We start from the raw sequence: 21,386 nt of genomic DNA, 5'->3' as shown, positions 1-21,386 counted from the left end.
CATCAAAAGTGAGATGTCGGAATGACGGGTTGGGTTTGTAACGGCACAGGATGTGGCGCAGTATCATCTAACGCAATCCGGACGTAGAGCACAAAGCTATTAGGCGCGTAGTACGGTGAACGCTCAAGCTTGAGGCGGTTGCCTACAAATACAGAGGGTGATACCTGGTACTCCCAAGCAGCCAACAGGGAATACGCACTACCTGGACCAGAGCTTGCTGAGTAGTAAGGATTGCCTGCAGCAGCCTGGTAGGAGCTATTTGTTGGGAAGTATGGAGCTGCATCCGTACGAGACCAGTTGCTTGAAACAGATCCACCCAAAACATAGGAGAAGCGAGTAAAGCGTTGAGAATAATTGAGGGGCAAAGTAACTGCGCGATAACTTTGTGGACTGTAATAACCGCCCTGCCCATACGTAAACTCGCCAGCATTTTGCTTAAAGCCCCAAAGCATTCCCGTAAGACCGCTCGACAGTTGGCGATCGGTTTCATTAATGATGCGCCAATTCAAGCCAGCCATAAACTGATTGTCACTATTACTTTGTACATTAGTCCCCGTCAAACTGCGGGCCCGGTAATAAGTCCATCCGCCTAGGGTGCCACCTTGATCAAGACTGAGGCCTAGCGTACCTCCAGTTGCCACCATGCCGCCCCAAATAGAGCCAGTGACCGGATCGCGCGTGCCGGCATACGAGAGTAAGGTGCTGGTCATTGGACGACGAGCGAGCTCTACCGAAAGACCAACCGGCCCAAGATCAAACTTTTGCTTTAGTCCGCCAATCCAATTCTGGGTTAAGAAACCCACTGGAGTTGTACCCACATCAGCTTTGAAGTTTTGCTTCTCATAGCCAATATTCAATGCTGTGCCTGCAGCAGATTGATTTGAAAAGCCCCCAGGGCATTTGCCAGTTCCAGGGCTATTGTTTTGACATACCGTCGCCAAAGTTCCAAAGGTGCTTACCTGATAAGCATTGCCAGCATCAATTGCGCCTGCATTGATATTGACCTGGTCAGCACGGAAAGTAACTCGCTCATCTGAACGCAGTGGCATTTTCCATTCCAGTGGAATTTCAGAAGCGCGATAGTAAGACTGCCCTCGGGTTCCGTTTAAGGATAGGTAATCGACCGCTCCATCAACCCAGTTCGTTCGCATATCGAGCATATCGGCCATCTGTTTGTATTGATAGGCGCTTCCAGATGAGGCGGCTGAGGGCTGCAAGACAGGCGCTTGAATTTGATAAACAGAAACCGCTGCTGTGGTGTCGGTGGACTTCAAAGTTGAAAGGCTTTGTTTGTTGGCAAGCGGCACAGGCGCCTGAGATAAGGCGCGCTGCTCTACATCGATCGCCTTGTCCAAATAGCCTTCCCTTCTGAGGATTTGACTATCCAAATACATCATCTTGTAATTCGCTGGCGCTGCAGTCATTAGAGGTGCCAGCATTTTTTTGGCTTGAGCAATATCACCAGAACGAATTGTTAAACCGATGGCTTGCAATTGCGCTGCCTGCTGAAGATCTGCATAATCCTGCTTTTGGGCTGGACTTAACTTCTGCCCAGCTAGAGAAGCCATCTCTTGTTTAAAAGCTATCTCTTGATCATGATTTAACAAGTAATTGGCATAGCGTAAATGCCAATCAATCGATAGGGTTGGATTTTGCGCTTGAATACTCTGAAATAAAGCATCGCCCCGTGCTTGTTGATCAATAGTCGCCCAAGTGCTAGCCACCAAGGCCAGCAAATCAGGGTTGGGACTTACCTCCGCTTGAACATCCTCCAGCTTAGCAATGGCTTTTGCTTGCTTGCCCTGACCATAAAGCGCTTTGACCTGGGTGACCTGCAAATCTGTCCAGACGCTTCTTTGAAAACGGGAAATCTTTGGGGTTCGCTCAGCCGATGGAATCTGGTCTAACACTTCTAAGGCGGCTTGGTTTTGTTCTAGACCCGACAAATACAGCGCATCAGCGTACAAAGCTTCAATATTTTTTGGGTGAGCTTGAAGATACTGCGTAAATAAGGCACTACCAAGCTTAGGCTGGTTGGTTTTGGCATATAGCCGAGCCAGATCCAGACGCAACCAGACATCGTCTTTATCTAATTCCAACGCGCGTTTTATTAACGCAATCGCTTGTTGATCGTCACCATTTTTCAGGGCCTGACGAATATCGTAATCCAGTTGAATGCGCAGGTATTTAATCTTGTCATCACCCGATAATTTACTTTTTTGGAGAACAAGTAAAACACTCTTGAGTTCTTCATCTCGATCCAAGCGATTTAATACATCCGCATAACTCAAGCGCAATGACGCATTTGCATTACCAGGCCTTGCCAGTGCCTGACGCATGAAGCTAAGCGCCTCTTCGGTTTTATCGGCATTTAATAGAAATAAGACATTGGCATTGATCATCTCTGGATCATTGGGGGCCTGTCTGAGACCCTCTTTCATGAGACTTAGGCCTTTGTCCACTTCACCCCCGCTCTCATAGAGGCCCGCTAACTTGAAGCGCAACCACGGGTTTTGCGGCTCTAACTTCAGTGCCTGCAACAATGTAGCAATGGCCTCATGGTTTTGGCCTTTAGCAATGAAGTCATCTGCTTGAGCACGCAGAATGTTGACACGCAAATAATCATAGCGCCTACCATCCGAACTATTTTGAGCAGCTTGTGCATTGATTAATACTAGCGCCTCTTCGCGCTTGCCCTCATCAATCAAAATCTGAACCAAACCACGAATAGCAATTCCGTTGTCTTTCTCTAGATTGAGCGCTTCTCGAAATTGCTTCTCCGCTTCGTGGGCATTACCTCGGTCGGCTTCAATCGTTCCCAATACGGCAATCGCTTCAGCACCCTGTGGCTCAAGGTTGATTGCCGCGCGAATTTTCTCTAGGGCTAGCGGATAGTTCTTTTTATCTCGCGCTTCTTCAGCTTGATGGATTTGCAACCAATATTGACTGGTGGCGATGAGGCTTTGCCATTTGCCGGCATTTTCTGGATTGAGTGCTAAAGCTTTTTGAAAATAGGCTATAGCCTCATCATAGCGACCCTGCCGCATCCGAATTAAGCCCAAGCCACCTAATGAACGATAGTCATTGGGTAAGATTTTGAGAGTCTCGGCCAAGGGGGCTTCAGCCCCAACAATATCCCCTTGATCCAATAGATCAAGACCGACCTGTCGGCGCCGTAGTACAGGGTCATTAGCAATTCGATTGCGTTCAGCCTGAGCCTCTTTAGCTGCCGCCCATTTAGCAGCAATTTCTTGGTTATAGGGATCAACGTCTAAATAGGCGCGATAGTAAGTGGCTAATTCTGGACTAGATTCTTGCGCATTTAAAACTTCACGCCAAGTTTGCAAGACACGTTGCTTGTCAACCTTTCGCTCGCTGGCCAATTCTGTCAGATTCTTTAGCGCGAGATCGCGCGTTTCCATTTTGGAGCCCAACAAGGAGTCTAGTGCTAAAGCGTATTGCAGGTTTCTGCGGTCGGATTTAATCAACGCCTCTAGTCCTTTACGTGCCTCACCCCATCCACCTGGTGTTACGGCAATAATTCGGTAATAAGCAACCGCTAAATCTCCTTGAGGAGGCCCATTAGGAAACTTCTCCTTTAAAAAAGCATTGGCCTGGTCAGGCTTGCCACTTTTTAATAAGATGGTTGCTTGGGTCAAGGCGCGCCTTGCCTCCATATTCTGTTGCCTACTCAGATCTTGGTCTGCAGAAAAAGCGCTGCCAGTGCAACTCAGTATTAACAGTGCTAGTAAGCTAGGAAGAAGTTTTGCTGGCGTCTTCACGGAATCACTTCGCAGACTTTGTAGTCGATTGGGTATGAGCCTTACGCTCATCAGAAACATCCCCAATAAAAAATAAGTAAGAAAGAATACGCTTGAGGTTTTTCAAGGCCAACGCTGTCACCATCTTGGAACCCTGACCATACACAAAGCTGACGATTTTGAAGAAATTACTGTTATCAACAATAAATTCAGCTCCTAAGATAACTGCCTCGCCATCTTTGATTACACGACGAATCACACAATCCATGCGATGTTGACCACGTGTAAGACCCCGCACTGAGACTTCTGCTAACTCATTCTCGTGAACAATGAAGGGCAAATTAACTTTAATACCAACGCCCGTCATCGAGATATCAAATCCCCAGCCTACTAAAGTAGCATCCAACTTAGGAAAGTAAATCGTCATCTCTTCACCGGCCTGCTCCCTTGGAAAGCTTCTTGAGGCCTGATGGTCAGTAATGCTAATCGTATATGTAATGGCGAGATAGAGAAGATATACCGACCAGCTAGCAATTCCAGCAACTAAATAGAACCAAAAATAAGGATTGAACATCATCGCCAAAAATGTCGCTGTACTCTTAGTGATGTAAGCAAAATAACCCGCTGAGTTCTCACGAATCGCTCGTAAACCAAGCTTCGTTAAAAGATATAGCTGTAATTTAGATTGTTTTAGCTGGGCACTGGCATCCCAGATGCGCTGCCAGCGACCGCTATCGCCATATACAAAGGCAATCGCTTCCGGGCTAGCAATTTGCTCAGGTGCAAATTGGGTGCCACAGAAATAATGGTCTGATTGCTTTTGCATCCGAACTACCTTGGCATTGAATACATAGTTCGCGCCATAACTATCAATGACTTCAATAGCAATGCTCTCCCCCACCTGAAGAGGGTTGTCGAGAGGAAGCTTAAAACCAATGCCGCTAACTGAAACATCTTCAACATCATCAACTAGGGTTCTTAGGCCATTAGCTTGCTGGATGACCAACTCTCCGCCACCGCCAATACGGTAATAGGCGCGAACCTGACGCTTTTCCCAAAAAGCACCCAGCGACATGAGGCCTAACCAGATATTGATACAACACCAAATTCCGGTAATCACAATGTTGTCATGCCAAATCGGCTCGTAATACCAGCGTATGCAGGCAATCGCGATTGAGACCGTATTGATCGTAATTAAGATAAATAAGGGAAATGCATCCCAACTGAGCTGCTCTTTTTCAAGTAACTTACCCTTTGGAGTAACTAAAAACTTTTGCTTCCAAGGGTTGAGGAGGACTGGCATCAACTCCCGAATCATCCTAAAACCTTTGACTGTCTCATAGATTTCGGAAAAGAATAGTTGGCGCGAGCCTGCAAAGAAGTAAGAAATCACCACCAAAATACTTAAGGCATATGGCACAGTGAAATCGACCATCTCATGCCAATTGGCCGCATAGACATTCAGTCCCAAAATCAGAAATGCCGATGGCGCCAAGAAGAAGATATAACGCGCAAAGCCAAATAACCATGAGTAGCAAGATGAGAAATACGCCAAGCGCTGGGGCAGGCTTAGACCTCGCATAAATAGCGGGTTGTAATGCATGAGCACTTGCAACATGCCCTTAGCCCACCTGGAGTGCTGGGTTAAATAATCTGTAGGGGTTTCAGGAGACAAGCCGCATACCATTGGTTTATTGATATAACTACTGTTATAGCCATGGGCATGCAAGATTAAGGAAGTTTCACAATCTTCTGTAATTGTTTTGATGGCTATTCCGCCAATCTCCATGACATACTTGCGCCGCAAGATAGCCGCAGACCCACAAAAGAATGCGGCGTTCCAGAAATTCATCGCCGGCTGAATCTTGCGATAGAACATCTCACTCTCATCAGGTCGATTCGAAACACCGGTGATGACGTTATTCACCGGTGTTTCATTAATGAAGAAATGCGGCGTCTGCACTAGGAACATTTTGGGATCGAGCAAAAACTGGCCAACCGTATTCTTCAAGATGTCCTGCGTTGGTACCTGATCACAATCAAGAATTAAGACCAAATCGCCATTAGTATGCTGCAAGGCGTGATTAATATTTCCTGCTTTGGCTTTTTGATTCGTTTCGCGGGTGATATACCCTACACCCAACTCTTTGGCTAATTTTCTGAGGGCGTAATGACGGCGCCAGGCCTTATCCCCCGCTTCTTTACCGCGGCGCTTTGCATGAGAACCACCATCATCCAAGATATAGACGCGTAACTTCTCTTTTGGATAATCAATTTGAGTGGCTGCAGTAACTGTCATGCGCACAATCGTCTCTGACTCATCGTAGGTCGGAATAAAGACATCCACCGATGGGTATACAGACTCATCCTTGGGCAAAGGTACGATCTCAGTCGACATGGGTGAGAAATTCACAAACATGTCTAGCAGGAATAAAGTAAAGCCATAAAGCTCTGCCAAGAAAAGCAAAGCCATACCGATAAAGTCAGCTAGGTTGGTATAGATTAAGGTATCAAAAATACGCCAAGCGATGTATCGGCAGCTAACAAACAGGGCGAGAATAATAAAAATAGTACGCCATGGCTGTTTTCCAAAAGCCTTGAACTTGGACATCAAATAGATGATGAAAAAAGTCCCCCAGCCCAAATACAATTGTCCGCCGAGATTTAATAACTCTTCTGCAAAAAAGATGGTGAGCCCTACCCCAAACCCAAAGAACAGTAAGGTGGCGGTAATTTTGGTATGGCGATCGTACTTCGGCATTATTTGTACACAATCTTGATGAAAAATGCCCAAACGGGTTGCCAACCAATCGTCAACATCAGCACAGCAAAGAATAAAAATAGAATACTGAAGAAAAGCTTCAGGCCAAACGAACGAATCGGCTGAATATCTTGATCGACTTCATTGGGATCTTTATCCAATTTACCCAGCTCCACTTCCGTAGGCACCCAAAAGACTTCATAGGCATTGAGAGCCCAGGTTTCTCCGGTCCTAATGAGTTGGCGCACAAATCGACAAGATAAAGACTCGGGGTTTGGTACGGCGTTATACGCCCCTTCTGATAAGTAGAGCTCTCCTGCACTAGCGGCTTTAGCCAGAAAACCCACTAGCTCAAGTGAACGTTCCTGCTCCACAAGACCAGTAAAGGGATTTACCAAAGAGACGATTCCCATAGCAGCCAGCTCAATTGGAGCAAGATGGTTTTGATCATTGCGTCCATCAAGCTGCTTTTGTATCGAGATTCCTGCCTCTATAGCCATGGCGATATTGCCATAAGAATAGACTCCATAATCTTCAGCCACCTGCACTAATTTTCCACCATGCTCAAGAGAAGTCTTGGCTATTAATTGCAAAAGAATGTCTTGAGCGCTCTGAGAAGCTAGAATGGCTCCGCCCTCCTCTCGGGGTATCTCATGCAACTGAAAGGCGGATAAAAATTGTGTCATCAGAAAAACGGCGATAAATATCGGATAAAGATGAGCGCTATTGTCAGCACAATAATAAATACCGCTGCTGCACCGAGATCTTTAATCTTCTTGATTTCGGGGTGTTGCTCCACCGTAATGAGATCACAGGTTTTTTCAAGCGCAGTGTTGAGCGCTTCGACGGCTAGCAATACTAAAGATAGAACCGCAATCAGGACGGTATAGACATTAGGCTTGTAACAAAAGAAGCTGACAGAAAGCACGATTAATAGCAACTCCCTGCGAGCAGACTTTTCTTGGATGAGCTCTTTTATCCCGTTCAAGGCATTACCTGTGGCATCCAATATATTTTTATTCTTATGCATTACTCTTTTACTCTAATCAATTTACTACTTAACAAGACCAACATTCAGTACGGTTACGACCTTTTGCTTTGGCCAGATACATTGCTTCATCGGCTTTTTGATAACAGGACCGCAGTATTAAATCTGCCGCGTTCTCACCATTGCGAACCGGATCAAAGCTTGCCACTCCGATGCTGATCGTAATAGAGACTTCTTTACCATTAACTATGGCAACTACTGAGGTAGCAATCTTTTTCCTCAATCTTTCAGCTACATCAAAAGCGAGTGACTCAGAGCTCTCTGGGAGGGCAATCAAAAACTCTTCCCCGCCTACGCGACCAAAAATATCAATGACGCGCAACTCTTCCTGGCAATACTTGGCCAGATTTTGCAAGACGATATCCCCTACGGGATGACCAAATTGGTCATTGACGTTTTTAAAGTGATCAATATCAAGCATCAGAAAGGCGATAGGCTTTCTGGAGCGAAGGGAACGTTCAATTTCCTGCTCTGCCCTACTAAAAGTCTCAGCACGACTTAAGATTTGAGTTAAAGAATCCGTTTTGGCAGTGTGATCTAGCCTGAAATTCTTCTCTTCTAACTCTAAGATGATCCTTTTGACTTGGGAGAGACCCAAGAACAGCAACATAGAAATGACAAAAGCCAACAAAGCATCAAATAAATTGAAATAGCCGTCAGCATAGTAAAGCAGCAAGGGGGCAATTCGTCTACCAATCATGAGACTAAAGCCCAATGCCAACACACCACTAGCTAAACGATAAGATTTGGAGCGGAAAAATAGGTTTACAGCGTATGCAGCAGCCACACATTGCGCAACTACGGCGGCACTATAAAAAATAATCGAACAATACTTAGCAAGCATCTTTACTGGGCATCAATCAATCTTTGCAGTTCATTTCCAGAGTTGAGCACCTTAAATGCGGCATCAACAACTCTTTGATCCAATTTTGTTCCTGCTTCCGATTTGATTTCATCCATGGCTGCAACCAAACCTTTTGCCGGGCGATAAGGACGATGTGTTGCCATTGCCTCAATAGTGTCTGCAACCGCCAATACTCTCGCTTCTTCACATATCTGATCACCCTTGAGACCTTTTGGATAACCACTGCCATCCAAGCGTTCATGATGTTGGTGCACCATTTCTGCCAGCGGCCAAGGAAACGGGATATCTTTTAAAATTTGATAACCAGCTTCGACATGACCCTGCACCAATTGCATCTCAAGATCATTTAGGCGGGATGGTTTGGTGAGTATTTCTGATGGCACAGCCATCTTGCCAATGTCATGAACCATAGCCGCCATATACAAAGCCTGTATGCGCTCATTTTCCCAGCCAAGCTCACGAGCAATTGCCATAGAAATGCTCGCAACCCGCTTCTGATGCCCAGCTGTATAGGGGTCACGCCATTCCATCGTCTTGGACATCGCCTCAATCGTAGAGCGCAAGGCTGTTGCTAGCCGCTCTTGAGTAAGTTCTTTGTCATAAATTTGATCATCTAATTTGTGCTGGCGCTCGATTGAGCGCAGGCCAAACCCAATTTCTTTTGCAAGACTTTCAAAGAGCTGAACTTCCGAAGCGCCAAATGTATTGGGAACTTTTGAGTAGACTAGCAACACACCAAAGGGCATGCCCGTAAGACCATCTGGAATTGGGCAACCTACCGCAGAACGAATTCCAAATGTTCTTGCACGTTCGCGCCAGGCAACAAATCCAGGGTCAATTTCACCATCAACTACTACGCTAGTTTGATTATTGCGAATGCATGAACCTGCTGGACCTCTGCCTGTAACCTCGGACTCAGACCAACTCACCACAATTTCTTGAATATATTCAACCGCAGTACCCGCTGCTCCGACTACTTTGACAGTCTTGAAAGCATCATGCTCCGCTTGACCCACCCAAGCGAGCACGTATGGGCCTTGGTTGGCAATTGCTTCACACACCTCTTGAACCAATAAATCGGTAGATTGAGCACGGGCTAATGCAGCCGCAGCTTCAGACAATGCAGATAAGGCCCAACCGCGCTTTTCTAACTCATGACGAATGGCCGTCTCAGGACTTACAACAGGCAATCCAATTGACTTTGATTTCATATCTTCATTATGAATCTAAAAATGATAAAAACCTTGCTATTTATGATAAATAGGCGGACTATGAATTTTCAAGCTAGACACTAAGGGCATATGAAAGAAGATATCGAAAAGATTTACTCAAAGCTCATTAGTCTTGAGACTGAAGTGAGCAATTTACGCCAGGGCTACATCACCGTAAACGCTCGGTATGCTGAAGCCTTAGGCACCCTTAAATCCTTGACCTCAAGCGCTCTAGAGGCCGCTAAGAGGGCTGCCATCTCTGCTGAGAAAGCCTCCCTTTCGGCCAAGAGTTGCGCCAAGGCTGCCAAACTTGCTGCCTCCGAAGCGATAGTCTCCGCCGCTGAAGCTGCTGCTGATGCCGCTGCTGCTTCTGCCGAGGCCGCTATTGAGGCTGCCGCTGCGGCATCAGCAGCTGCCGCGGCCGCTGCGGCTGCTGTTGCCCATCAAGCGGAAGAATCGTCGGTCCTTGCTTCCGCGGAAGCGGCTGAAGCTACCAAGAGAGCGGCTATGGCCGCTGCGGAGGCTGTCAAGATGTCGAATTTGGCTGCCGAGTCAGCCAGGAATGCGCGTAACGGGAAATAATTTGGATTGCTGAAAGAAAAAAGCGCCCTCGAAGGCGCTTTTGGATCTACAAAGTTTAGTGGGGCGAACGACGGGGCTCGAACCCGCGACAACCAGAATCACAATCTGGGACTCTACCAACTGAGCTACGTCCGCCGTTGTAGAAGGTCAGATTATAGCCTTTTTGGCTAAAAACCTACCAAAACAGCCCTAATCGGCTGTTTCTAGCTCAAAAGCAGCCCAATCTCCAAGGCATAGGCTAGCATCCAGAAAGAAGTCCGCAATAGCCGCCTTGCTCTGAACCTTAGCCAAAGCATGGTGATCCGAGAGTCGCTGGCGCCAATAACGCGAACCCGCCCTGCCATGCGCTAAGCCCAAGATGTGCCTAGTAAATGCGCCAATATAAAAAGGCTTGCCTTTGGCTTGGCACTCTTCAAACCATTTCGTCACTTGTTTTACTAAAGCAATCTGAATACGATGCCATTCCGTTTCGCTAAAGAGGTAGCCGGCAGCATCACCATCAGTGTTGATTAAATCATCCCATCCCAGAAGCAATGCCGGGAAATGATATGCAGCCCTTCCAACCATAAAACCATCAAAGTCATTCCAATGACTTGCAATCTGTTCGTTGGTTTCCAGGCCGCCGTTTAGTAAAACCTGAAGATTGGGGAATTGCTTTTTCGCATCCAATCGCAATCTTGCGGCAACCTCATAACGCAGCGGCGGTTTACTACGATTTTCCTTGGGAGATAAACCTTTCAGCACTGCATTACGCGCATGAATTGTCACTTGACTAGCGCCTGCATCAGCAACAGTCAAAATAAAGTCGAGCGCAAACTGATAATCTTTTTCGGAGCTAGCCGCATCCATGGAGTCAAGACCTAAGCGATGCTTTACTGAGATGGGAATGTCTACTGCATTTTTCATTGCCTTGACGCATTCAGCAACCAGATTGGGTTCGGCCATGAGGCAGGCACCAAAAGCACCGCGCTGCACACGCTCAGAGGGACAACCGCAATTGAGATCAATCTCGTCGTAGCCCCACTGTGCGGCCAGTTCTGCAGACCTCGCCAAATCATTGGGCTCAGAACCGCCCAGTTGCAGAACTACCGGGTGTTGATCTTGTGAATAATCCAAATGACGAGGCACATCCCCATGCATCAGGGCGCCAGTCGTTACCATCTCGGTATAGAGGACAGCTTCTTTAGTAAGCGTGCGATGAAAAGAACGGCAATGGCGATCGGTCCACTCCATCATTGGGGCGACTGCCAGACGTTTCTTTAGGGTATTGGACATTGATTTCAATCAGATTGATATGAGCAGTATTTTAAATGCATCAGGGCAGCCGAAGCTGCCCTTACCAATACCTCAAAGTAAAGCTTGTGACTTATTTACCCGATTTTGCAATCTTGGCTTCTAATTCCACCGCTAGATCTAAAGCGCCCATGTAACCGGATTTCAGATGGCTCGGTAGATCAGGATCACCAACCATAGCGCCTAGCGTTTCAACAATACTGAAAATTAGACCTTTGGCAGCACCAGCCGCAATGGTGTTATTGGCAACCGCTTCATCAATATGATTAACAGCATCTAAAAAGTAATCATGCCCTGGTAACCCATCCGGCCCTAAAGTTTCTTGAGTCATTGCGTATTCCTGTTTATTTAAAAATTACAGCATCTGATCTACTTTATAGAAAAACTTGCGCGCATAGGCAAGGATTTCTTTATCACTAGGATGATCAACGGTTTCTACACCAACAATCCTCTCAGCAATTTTAGCGTCATGATGATGCGCATGCTTAATCAACTCCAGCTTAGCTGAACCTGGCCCAAGGACGAGGATTTCTTTGGATTCATTGACGGCATTAATCACTGAATGTAGATACTTTTCATCTAGCGCTAATTTGCCACTACCTACTTCTCCACCCTTGTGATGCAAATGCTGGTGACTAGATTTGCTTCTAATGATTTCCGCTTCACTAGCAGACTCACTCAAAAACATAACGTGGGCTTCTTTATGATCAATCCAAATAACTGCGTGATTTAATGACATATCTCTTCCTGTAATTAATAAAGACTACTTTTTCAGGATACTCCTGCTATGGTGATAAGCCCTCGGGATTACTTGATATAGGTCAAATTAGCCTGTTTTGTATTACATTCGTATACTGAATCCTCTATTAATTGAGCTCCACATGGCCAACCCCTTTAATAAAGTCCTGCCAATCCGCTATATCCCCTTCGCACTTTGCATCATTGGGGCCATTGCGAGCTTTGCATCCTTCAAGCTTCACCCACAGGCCTGGAATTTTTTCCTGCTCTTTGGGTTTCTGAGCGCTGTTGGTATTTACGATCAACTACAAACCAAAGTAGCCATATTGCGAAATTACCCAGTGATTGGTCACCTACGCTTTATGTTGGAATTTATTCGCCCAGAAATTCGGCAATACTTTATCGAGGGCGATAATGATGAAACCCCTTTCTCCAAAGAGCAGCGCACCCTCGTCTACTCACGCGCTAAGGCAGTGCCCGATCAAATTCCTTTTGGCACGACTTTAGATGTCATGGCGCCAGGTTACCAATGGATTAATCAATCCTTTGCGCCTACAAAGATTCCCAATCACGACTTTCGAATTGAGATTGGCGGCAAGGATTGCAAACAAAAATACTCAGCCAGCATTTTTAATATCTCCGCAATGAGCTTTGGATCGCTGAGCGCAAATGCCATTCTGGCCCTGAACTTAGGCGCTAAAAAAGGCAACTTTGCTCACGACACTGGCGAAGGCTCCATCTCCCAATACCATCGGGTTCATGGAGGCGACCTTATTTGGGAAATTGGTTCTGGTTACTTTGGCTGCCGCAATCAAGATGGCAGTTTTAATGCTGATAAATATGCTCAAAACGCCCTAGACCCACAAGTCAAAATGGTGGAAATCAAACTCAGCCAAGGGGCTAAGCCTGGGCATGGTGGCATTCTGCCGGGCTCAAAGGTGACAGCTGAGATTGCAGCTGCGCGCGGTGTCAAGGAAGGCGAAGCTTGCATCTCTCCCGCTTCACATAGCGCTTTCTCCACACCCCTCGAGATGATGCATTTTGTTAAACAGTTGCGCGATCTCTCGGGTGGCAAGCCGGTTGGCTTCAAGTTCTGTGTAGGTCACCCATGGGAATGGTTTGGCATTGTCAAAGCCATGCTCGAAACCAATATTTATCCTGACTTTATTGTGGTCGATGGTTCTGAAGGTGGCACAGGCGCATCCCCTGTTGAATTTACCAACCATGTAGGAACACCGCTCCAAGAGGGACTACGTTTAGTACATAACACGCTGGTAGGCGTTAATCTTCGCGATCAAATTAAGATTGGTTGCGCCGGAAAAATCATCAGCGCCTTTGATATGGCGGTTGCCTTTGCCTTGGGGGCTGATTGGTGTAATAGCGCGCGCGGCTTCATGTTCTCGGTTGGCTGCATCCAGGCCCAGGTATGCAATACAGGCTTTTGTCCTACTGGCGTAACCACCCAAGATCCTGTTCGTCAAAAAGCCTTAGTAGTACCAAATAAGGCCGAGAGAGTATTCAATTTTCACAATGAAACCTTGAAAACATTGAAGGAGCTAGTGGAAGCTGCTGGCTTACATCATCCCGGAGAGATTGATGCGCCCCATATCATTCGTCGCATCAATAAACATGAAGTCCGGCTTTTGTCATTCCTTCTGCCAGAAATGCCCGCAGGACTCTTGCTCAAGGGCGAACACATTGATCCAGCCCTAAATTTACCAAGAGTCTTTGAGTTGTACTGGCACAAAGCACAGACAGCAAGTTTTGCCGCCCTGAAAAACTAAGATCAAGCCTAGGAAGGAATTGACCGGCTTTTGATTTCCATCTTTCTCTGATACATCGCCACATCCGCTTGGTGCAGCACATCAGAGACCGATAGCGGTGGCTGATGAAAAGTCACTGTGCCGATACTCAGAGAAACCGGATAGTTCAGATCCAGCATTTCCTGGTCAACTAAGCTAACCATCTCTTCGCAAACTGCTTGCATTTGAGCTTGGTTTTTTTCTAAAGCCAAAATGAGGAATTCATCTCCGCCTAAACGGAAAAAAGTTAAACCCCGAGGAGAAAACTTCAATAGCAAACGAGCAATATGCGTAAGCACCTGATCGCCAACTAGGTGGCCTAAGACATCGTTAATTTTTTTAAAGTGATTGACGTCAATTAAACCTACAGAGAAAACAGCACCATTCTCCGCAACCTGAGCAATGGCCTGCTCTAGGGAGATGCGGGCAAAGCGCCGATTCCACAAGCCTGTCAGAGAATCGGTATTGGCCATCAGATTTACGCGGAGCTGACTACGGCGAAGGGCTCGAGCGAGCCAGATGATTAGTAATGTAGATAAAAGACGGATTAAAAAGTCAAAAACGTCCTCCTGCGTATAAACCCATGCAAAATCATGCTCCTTAATCAGCAGGTAGTTCTCGCATGCAATCAACAATACCAATGCAGCAAAAACAACTTTCATGGATTTTGCATTGAGCGCAATAATTGCGGTAGGAAATAAATAGAGCGACACCAGTCGATACTCTAAGGGTGTAAGTACATCCACCAAAAGAATAATAAAGATAGCTATAAAGCTAGCAACAATAGCGACCATCGGCTTGATGCCAAACGGATTATCAACGCCATCAAAAATATCCTGATTCATTAACGATCTACCCATGTTGTGGAATGAATCATCTTTGGCTCCACACGATACACATAGGTAGATCGTGGAGCCACCATGAATCCGCTCAAATCATATAAATAGGAGCGTCTTCGTTTCATCAATTTGTGCTTCACCAGCTTGTCAAAATCACGACTGAGTTGTGGGCAGTGAGGTTGTTCATTGACCCTGTAGATAACCTTCGCTCCAGTCGCCTTAGCATACTCAGCCACCAAATCAGGATTGCATTCCTCAAGCCCAACGGACTGGTGTCTCAATCGATTTAACAACCAGCGGTAACGGAGTTTGGAAAGCATGAACCAAATACTAGCTGTAGAGCTAATATCTTGCTAAGTTTTAATGCTAGTTTTTAGTGCAGGTGGGCGTTTTTAGCCCAAAAACAGGGTTTTTAATCTAATTTAGAGCCGATCCAGACTGAATTCGCTGGAAAAGGCCCGCTTTTCTTGAGTAATGGGATCTAGAAAAGCCAAGTCCTTAGCCAATAACTGCAGAGGTTTTGAGAAATCCAAGTCATATTCTTGATAGGGCGTGAGAACCGGATAGATCTGATCAAACTTAATCGGAATACTTAATGCATTGAGATGACAACGCAATTGATGTTTCTTACCGCTACCTGGTGTAAGTCGATACCTAGCCCAGGGACCCTCATTTTCAACGAGCTCTATCAAAGTGTCTGAATTAGATTCGCCCTCCACTTCCTGCATTTGCAGAAAATGTTCAGACTCTTCAATACGACTTTGATAAGTCATAGGTAACCGCGTTGCCAATGCATCCGAATAAGGCGCAATTGCTTCATATACCTTTGTGACAGCACGATCCCGAAATAGATTTTGATATTGCGCCCTCTCCTCAGGATTGATGGAAAAGACAACTAGTCCCGCAGTATCTCGATCAATGCGATGAATGGGACTAAGTGCCTGAATGCCTGTCTTTTTCTTGAGGCGATTGAGCAAGGTCTGATGCAAATATAAGCCGCTTGGTGTCACTGGCAAGAAATGGGGTTTATCTGCAACCAGAATATGCTCATCTTGATACAGAATCTGTTCCTCAAAAGGAATCTCTGGCTCGCGAGCCAATCTCCTGAAGTACATCAAATGGGTATTGGGTTGATATGGATCATTAGCCGAGAGTGGCTGACCCTCTATATCCAGAATGAGGTTATCGTTAAAGCGCTCTTCCCATTCACTTGCTGGAATACGGGGAAATTGAGCAATGAAGAATTGCAATAAGTTTAGGTGAGATTGATCAGCAGGCAAAAATACCCGAGATGCTGATACTCCTTCGGCATTAACCTGAATACTCATAGCGCCCTATTAATTAGAGCTCTATTTTAGGCGATCGACTTGGTTAAACCCTGAAGAACCGATCTCTAATCGCTAAAGCTAAAGAAACCAAGCCAATCATGATGGGCACTTCCACCAATGGGCCAATAACAGCAGCAAAAGCTGCCCCTGAATTGATTCCAAATACAGCAATCGCAACCGCAATTGCCAATTCAAAATTATTGCTCGATGCCGTAAAGGACAAAGTGCAGCAACGCTGATAATCAATGCCCATTCTGGTCGTAATGAAAAACGTTAGCAGAAACATCACTGCGAAGAAAATCAATAATGGAATTGCGATAGTCAATACATCGCCAGGAAGTTGCAGAATTAACTTACCCTTCAGACTAAACATCACCACGATGGTGAATAACAAAGCTATTAAGGTAATCTTGCCAATCTTAGGCACAAAGTGCTCGTGATACCACTCCTTGGAAACAAACTTAAGCATCACAAAGCGTGTTAACAGCCCAGCAATACAAGGGATACCTAGATAAATAAATACGGTCTTGGCGATCTCGCCAATTGTCACGCTAACTTGCGTGCTAATCAAGCCAAAATAAGGCGGTAGCACCGTTAAAAATACATAGGCATAAAGGCTGAAGAAAAGCACTTGAAAGATGGCATTAAATGCGACCAGACCAGCTGCATACTCCGTCGAACCCTTAGCAATATCATTCCAAACGATTACCATTGCAATACAAGGAGCAATGCCTATCAAAATCAGGCCAGCCATATATTCTGGCTGATTGGGCACAAGGGTAATTGCCAGCAAAAACATGAATGCTGGAGCAATAATCCAGTTCATCAGAAAAGCGATGCCAAAGATGCGCTTATCTCTAAAAACATCCGGTAGATCTTCGTATCGCACTTTTGCAAACGGGGGATACATCATCAAAATTAACCCTATCGCAATGGGATAATTGGTAGCGCCAACCTGAAAGGAATTGATAAATCCCTCCATGCCAGGAATGTAATAGCCCAATCCGATACCAAGGGCCATTGCAACAAAAATCCAAACCGTTAAATAACGATCTAGAAAGGAGAGTTGTTTAGTAAGAGTTGTCATTTAGATTTTAGGATTGGGTATGAACAGCATTTAAAGACATAGAATCGAGCTTATCCAATGGCATGGATGCCAGTAAATCTAGACGCTTTTTGAGCCCGATCATGACCCCTTTAAAGGCCCTTCTTTTGTCCTCGTCAGAGCCCTGAACTTGAGATGGGTCCGGGAATCCCCAATGGGCCGTCGCTGGTTTTCCCGGCCAGAATGGGCACACCTCGCCAGCAGCGTTATCACATACGGTGATGATGAAATCCATCTTCGGAGCATCAGGTAAGCCATATTCATCCCAGCTTTTACTTCGTAGCTTTGATTCTGGGTATCCCAATTCTTTAGCAATTTCTACTGCAAAGGGATTCACTGTTGTGCCTGGCGTAGAGCCTGCAGAGTAACCTACAAACTGTCCACTAGCATGTGTGGAAGCGAGGGCTTCACCGATAACAGAGCGTGCTGAATTGTGGGTACATAGAAAAAGAATGTTGTATGGCTTCATGTCGACTTTACCTTCTTATGAACTTTGACGGGCGCGCACTCTTTACCACCGCAACAGTTATCTAAAAGAAATATGCTTAGGTCCTGGACTAACTTTGCATTGGGGCGATAAATTAGATTGCGACTTTGGCGCTCAACCAAAAGCAGATTAGCTTGGGCTAATTCTTTTAAGTGAAAGCTCAGAGTGGCGTTCGGAATACCTAATTTTTCAATAATTTGAGTAGGTGTTAAGCCAATATCACCGCGCTGAACGATCAAACGGAATATATTGAGTCTAGATTCCTGCCCTAAAGCAAGAAAAGCCTGTACGGCATCAGTATTTTTCATATTTCCAATTATATAGAAATGATTATTACAGATTCATGACAGACTATTTAAGCGTTCTTGAGGCTTATTGCGGCGGAGAAAAGATGAATTTGAGCTTCTCGCTCAAGGTAGGCTTCTGCATGACGCCTTTGACTAACTGTTTCCAGACGCTAAAAACCACATTGACAGGGTTCTTTGAGTAATTGGGATGTGTGAGGCCATACACAATTTCAGTATTGGGATCTTCTTTAATGTAAGTACCAAATATTCTGTCAAAAATCATCAAGATTCCGCCGTAATTCTTATCTAAATACTGGAGATTGCTTGCATGATGCACCCGGTGAGCTGAGGGCGTATTGATAATGCCCTCCAAAAATCCCAATCTTGGTATCAATTTGGTGTGCAACCAGAATTGATACATCAAGTTGATGGATAGCATCGTAAAGACTGCAATGGGAGAAAAACCAATGAAGACTAAAGGGAAGAAAAATACCCAGGTAAACGATAAAAATGGCAACCAACCTAAGCGATAGGCAGCTGAGAGAGTCATTTCGTTTGGAGAGTGATGTGTGCTGTGTGTTGCCCACATCAAGAAGACTTCATGCGATGCACGGTGATACCAATAGTAGCAAAACTCTAGCCCTAAAAATAACGCTGGGTAAGTCCACCACTCGTTCGGAATCGTAAAGAGTCGATATTGCCAAATAAAACTAGCCATCACGCCCTGAATCAGTAAGCGATTGATGATGCCGGTAATTTGATGCCCTACCCCAACACCCAGCGAAGTAGCGCTTTCTACCCATGGGTAGGATTTTTGGTAGCGCCACCGATAGACGAGCGACTCCACCAAGATCGCTACTGCGATCAGTGGTAGAAAGTAAATAAGCTGCTGATTGCTGAGGAATTGCTCCATAAACTCATCTTACTTCTTGAGCTTAGCCAAAGCCATCGCCATTGCATTATTCATAGGAGCAGCCTGTCTTCTATCATCTTGGGGCTTTCTAGCCTCAGTTGATCTAGGGCGATGATTTGGGGCTTTTTGCTCTGGCTTGGTCCCAGCTTTAGGTGCCTCATCTGATAGGCGCATAGTTAAAGCAATTCGTTTGCGCTGTTCATCCACTTCCAATACCTTCACCTTAACCACTTGCCCAGCTTTAACAACCGTATGCGGGTCTTTTACAAAGGTATTGGAAAGTGCGGAGATATGCACCAGACCATCCTGATGAACGCCAATATCTACAAATGCGCCAAAGGCTGCAACGTTTGTTACTACACCCTCTAGAATCATCTCAACCTTCAGGTCGCTGATTTTTTCCACCCCCTCTTTAAAGGTGGCCGTTGTAAATTCTGGGCGTGGATCGCGACCAGGCTTTTCTAATTCCTTAAGAATGTCTGTGACAGTCGGTACACCAAACTGACCATCTGCATATTTCTCTGGTGACAAAGACTTTAAGAGACTCGCATCACCGATCACCTCTTTGACGCCCTTCTTGATGTCTTTCAGAATTTTCTCAACCAATGGATAGGATTCGGGATGAACAGCGGATGCATCCAATGGATCTTGACCATTCATGATGCGCAAGAAACCTGCTGCCTGCTCAAAGGTCTTGTCGCCCAGGCGGGGCACACTCTTTAGGTCCATTCTGGACTTAAAGGCACCCTTACTATCGCGATAGGCAACAATGCCTTCCGCTACCGTGCTAGATAAACCAGAAACTCTTGCCAGTAATGGTGCAGAGGCAGTGTTTACATCTACCCCTACCGCATTCACGCAATCCTCTACTACAGCCACCAGGGATTTAGCCAATTGGGTTTGCATCACATCATGCTGATATTGACCGACTCCAATCGATTTTGGATCAATCTTGACTAATTCTGCTAATGGATCCTGCAATCTTCTGGCGATTGATACTGCACCGCGCAAAGACACATCCATGCCAGGCAATTCTTTTGATGCATATTCTGAAGCAGAGTAGACCGAAGCACCCGCTTCTGAAACGACGATCTTGGTAAGACCCAATTCGGGTTTCGCCTTAATCAAATCTTGCGCCAATTTATCGGTTTCACGCGAAGCGGTACCGTTACCGATGGAAATTAAGGTCGCCTTGTGTTTCTCAGCCAATTTAGCCAACGTGACAAGGGAGCCAGTCCAATCATTTTTTGGTTGGTGCGGATAGATCACGTCGGTATCGACTACTTTTCCGGTTTCATCCACTACTGCAACCTTCACACCGGTACGCATACCAGGGTCCAATCCAATAGTAACTCTTGGGCCGGCTGGTGCCGCCAAGAGTAGGTCTTTGAGATTGCGGGCAAAGACATTAATCGCCTCAGTTTCCGAGCGCTCACGCAATGCTGTCATCAACTCAGTCTCCAAGTGGAGCGAGCATTTGATGCGCCAGGTCCAGCGGACGGTATCAGAAAGCCATGCATCAGCCTTGCGACCTTCATTCTTAATCTTAAAATGATTAGCAATCCGCATTTCACAGGGATTGTGTGGTGCATCCCACTTTGGTTTCTCCTCTTCAGAATCCAAGCGCAGACTGACCATTAATGCTTGTTCACGACGACCTCTAAAGAGCGCCAACGCGCGATGGGAGGGAACCGTCTTGATAGACTCTGAATAATCAAAATAATCGGCAAACTTCTCACCCTCTTGCTCTTTGCCTGCAATGACCTTCGATTCCACAACGCCATGATCTTGCAGGTAAGTTCGAAGTGACTGAACCAAGGCAGCATCTTCTGCAAAACGCTCCATCAGAATTTGACGCGCACCTTCCAGCGCTGCTTTGGTATCGGGTACACCTGGGTTCTCAGTTTCTTCGATCTTAAAAGCAGGCTTGATATATTTAGCTGCCTCGACCTCTGGGTCTAGACTGGGATTAGCCAACAAGTCATTGGCCAATGACTCCAAACCAGCCTCAAGCGCAATCTGGGCTTTGGTTCTTCGCTTAGGTTTATATGGCAGGTATAGATCTTCTAGGCGTGTTTTATCTTCGGCCAACAAAATTGCTTTGAGCAATTCGGGAGTCATCTTCCCCTGCTCTTCAATTGAGGCCACGATAGTCTTGCGACGCTCTTCGAGCTCTCTTAAATAGCTTAAGCGCTCCTCTAAGAGGCGCAATTGCGCATCATCAAGACCACCTGTTGCTTCTTTACGGTAGCGGGCAATAAACGGTACAGTGGCGCCTTCGTCTAGCAAGGCTACCGCTGCAGCGACTTGATTGGGTTTGGCAGAAAGTTCTTGGGCAAGACGTTGTTCAATCGATGGCAGCATGT

At 45.9% G+C, this 21,386-nt stretch carries 19 protein-coding genes and 1 tRNA gene; 2 read left to right on the top strand and 18 right to left on the bottom strand.

What is annotated here, in order from left to right; translation table 11 throughout:
• Positions 1 to 2 precede the first annotated feature (2 nt).
• Genes ICN24_RS07495 through ICN24_RS07470 form a run of 6 tightly spaced genes read right to left on the bottom strand, consistent with a single transcriptional unit; the run spans position 3 to position 9,646 of the window.
• Positions 3 to 3,833, bottom strand: coding sequence for a cellulose synthase subunit BcsC-related outer membrane protein (locus tag ICN24_RS07495; RefSeq protein WP_216222599.1), 3,831 nt, complete (start codon positions 3,831 to 3,833; stop codon positions 3 to 5).
• Positions 3,787 to 6,522, bottom strand: coding sequence for a UDP-forming cellulose synthase catalytic subunit (gene bcsA / locus ICN24_RS07490; protein WP_216222598.1), 2,736 nt, complete (start codon positions 6,520 to 6,522; stop codon positions 3,787 to 3,789). The genes ICN24_RS07495 and bcsA overlap by 47 nt, the downstream gene beginning before the upstream one ends.
• A complete protein-coding gene (locus ICN24_RS07485; protein ID WP_216222597.1) occupies positions 6,522 to 7,208 on the bottom strand; it encodes a hypothetical protein in 687 nt (228 codons plus the stop codon). The genes bcsA and ICN24_RS07485 overlap by 1 nt, the downstream gene beginning before the upstream one ends.
• Positions 7,208 to 7,552: a diacylglycerol kinase gene (locus tag ICN24_RS07480; RefSeq protein WP_216222596.1), complete on the bottom strand. Its 345-nt coding sequence runs from the start codon at positions 7,550 to 7,552 to the stop codon at positions 7,208 to 7,210. The genes ICN24_RS07485 and ICN24_RS07480 overlap by 1 nt, the downstream gene beginning before the upstream one ends.
• Positions 7,553 to 7,580: 28 nt before the next feature.
• On the bottom strand, positions 7,581 to 8,414 hold the full coding sequence (locus ICN24_RS07475) for a GGDEF domain-containing protein (RefSeq protein WP_216222594.1): 834 nt from the start codon (positions 8,412 to 8,414) through the stop codon (positions 7,581 to 7,583).
• A 2-nt stretch (positions 8,415 to 8,416) separates the two neighbouring features.
• The gene (locus ICN24_RS07470) at positions 8,417 to 9,646 is read right to left on the bottom strand and encodes an HD domain-containing phosphohydrolase (RefSeq protein WP_216222592.1); all 1,230 of its coding nucleotides are present in this window, start codon (positions 9,644 to 9,646) and stop codon (positions 8,417 to 8,419) included.
• A gap of 90 nt (positions 9,647 to 9,736) precedes the next feature.
• On the opposite strand from ICN24_RS07470, the gene ICN24_RS07465 reads away from it, so the two are divergent.
• Positions 9,737 to 10,228 carry a hypothetical protein gene (locus ICN24_RS07465; RefSeq protein ID WP_216222591.1) on the top strand — a complete coding sequence of 164 codons (492 nt, stop codon included), beginning with the start codon at positions 9,737 to 9,739 and terminating at the stop codon, positions 10,226 to 10,228.
• 59 nt (positions 10,229 to 10,287) lie between these two features.
• On the opposite strand, the gene ICN24_RS07460 is transcribed toward ICN24_RS07465, so the two are convergent.
• The 4 genes from ICN24_RS07460 to ICN24_RS07445 form a co-directional block, all read right to left on the bottom strand.
• Positions 10,288 to 10,363, bottom strand: a tRNA-His gene (locus ICN24_RS07460).
• A 54-nt stretch (positions 10,364 to 10,417) separates the two neighbouring features.
• Positions 10,418 to 11,503, bottom strand: coding sequence for a tRNA dihydrouridine(20/20a) synthase DusA (dusA, locus tag ICN24_RS07455; protein ID WP_216222589.1), 1,086 nt, complete (start codon positions 11,501 to 11,503; stop codon positions 10,418 to 10,420).
• A gap of 91 nt (positions 11,504 to 11,594) precedes the next feature.
• Positions 11,595 to 11,852: a hypothetical protein gene (locus tag ICN24_RS07450; RefSeq protein WP_216222587.1), complete on the bottom strand. Its 258-nt coding sequence runs from the start codon at positions 11,850 to 11,852 to the stop codon at positions 11,595 to 11,597.
• A 24-nt stretch (positions 11,853 to 11,876) separates the two neighbouring features.
• A complete protein-coding gene (locus ICN24_RS07445) occupies positions 11,877 to 12,260 on the bottom strand; it encodes a translational machinery protein (protein ID WP_216222585.1) in 384 nt (127 codons plus the stop codon).
• 142 nt (positions 12,261 to 12,402) lie between these two features.
• On the opposite strand from ICN24_RS07445, the gene ICN24_RS07440 reads away from it, so the two are divergent.
• Positions 12,403 to 14,043, top strand: a complete 1,641-nt coding sequence (locus ICN24_RS07440) for an FMN-binding glutamate synthase family protein (protein WP_216222583.1) — start codon at positions 12,403 to 12,405, stop codon at positions 14,041 to 14,043.
• 8 nt (positions 14,044 to 14,051) lie between these two features.
• Here the strand turns inward: ICN24_RS07440 and ICN24_RS07435 are convergent, their stop codons facing one another.
• From ICN24_RS07435 to ICN24_RS07400, 8 genes are all read right to left on the bottom strand, one after another.
• The gene (locus ICN24_RS07435; RefSeq protein ID WP_216222581.1) at positions 14,052 to 14,906 is read right to left on the bottom strand and encodes a GGDEF domain-containing protein; all 855 of its coding nucleotides are present in this window, start codon (positions 14,904 to 14,906) and stop codon (positions 14,052 to 14,054) included.
• Positions 14,906 to 15,220, bottom strand: coding sequence for a hypothetical protein (locus tag ICN24_RS07430; protein WP_216222578.1), 315 nt, complete (start codon positions 15,218 to 15,220; stop codon positions 14,906 to 14,908). The genes ICN24_RS07435 and ICN24_RS07430 overlap by 1 nt, the downstream gene beginning before the upstream one ends.
• Positions 15,221 to 15,322: 102 nt before the next feature.
• The gene (locus ICN24_RS07425) at positions 15,323 to 16,228 is read right to left on the bottom strand and encodes a pseudouridine synthase (protein ID WP_216859920.1); all 906 of its coding nucleotides are present in this window, start codon (positions 16,226 to 16,228) and stop codon (positions 15,323 to 15,325) included.
• A gap of 43 nt (positions 16,229 to 16,271) precedes the next feature.
• On the bottom strand, positions 16,272 to 17,315 hold the full coding sequence (gene arsB, locus ICN24_RS07420; RefSeq protein WP_216222577.1) for an ACR3 family arsenite efflux transporter: 1,044 nt from the start codon (positions 17,313 to 17,315) through the stop codon (positions 16,272 to 16,274).
• Between the two features lie 7 nt (positions 17,316 to 17,322).
• Entirely contained in the window at positions 17,323 to 17,802 is a 480-nt protein-coding gene (locus ICN24_RS07415) for an arsenate reductase ArsC (RefSeq protein ID WP_216222576.1), read from the bottom strand.
• Complete coding sequence (locus tag ICN24_RS07410) at positions 17,799 to 18,128, bottom strand: helix-turn-helix transcriptional regulator (RefSeq protein WP_216222573.1); 330 nt, start codon at positions 18,126 to 18,128, stop codon at positions 17,799 to 17,801. Before ICN24_RS07410 ends, ICN24_RS07415 begins: the two co-directional genes overlap by 4 nt.
• Positions 18,129 to 18,192: 64 nt before the next feature.
• Positions 18,193 to 19,020 carry a sterol desaturase family protein gene (locus ICN24_RS07405; protein ID WP_216222571.1) on the bottom strand — a complete coding sequence of 276 codons (828 nt, stop codon included), beginning with the start codon at positions 19,018 to 19,020 and terminating at the stop codon, positions 18,193 to 18,195.
• A 9-nt stretch (positions 19,021 to 19,029) separates the two neighbouring features.
• The gene (locus ICN24_RS07400) at positions 19,030 to 21,384 is read right to left on the bottom strand and encodes a Tex family protein (RefSeq protein ID WP_216222570.1); all 2,355 of its coding nucleotides are present in this window, start codon (positions 21,382 to 21,384) and stop codon (positions 19,030 to 19,032) included.
• Positions 21,385 to 21,386 lie beyond the last annotated feature (2 nt).

This window comes from Polynucleobacter sp. UK-Kesae-W10, assembly GCF_018881575.1.
Lineage (GTDB): Bacteria > Pseudomonadota > Gammaproteobacteria > Burkholderiales > Burkholderiaceae > Polynucleobacter.
This window is presented reverse-complemented; position numbering and strand designations above follow the sequence as displayed.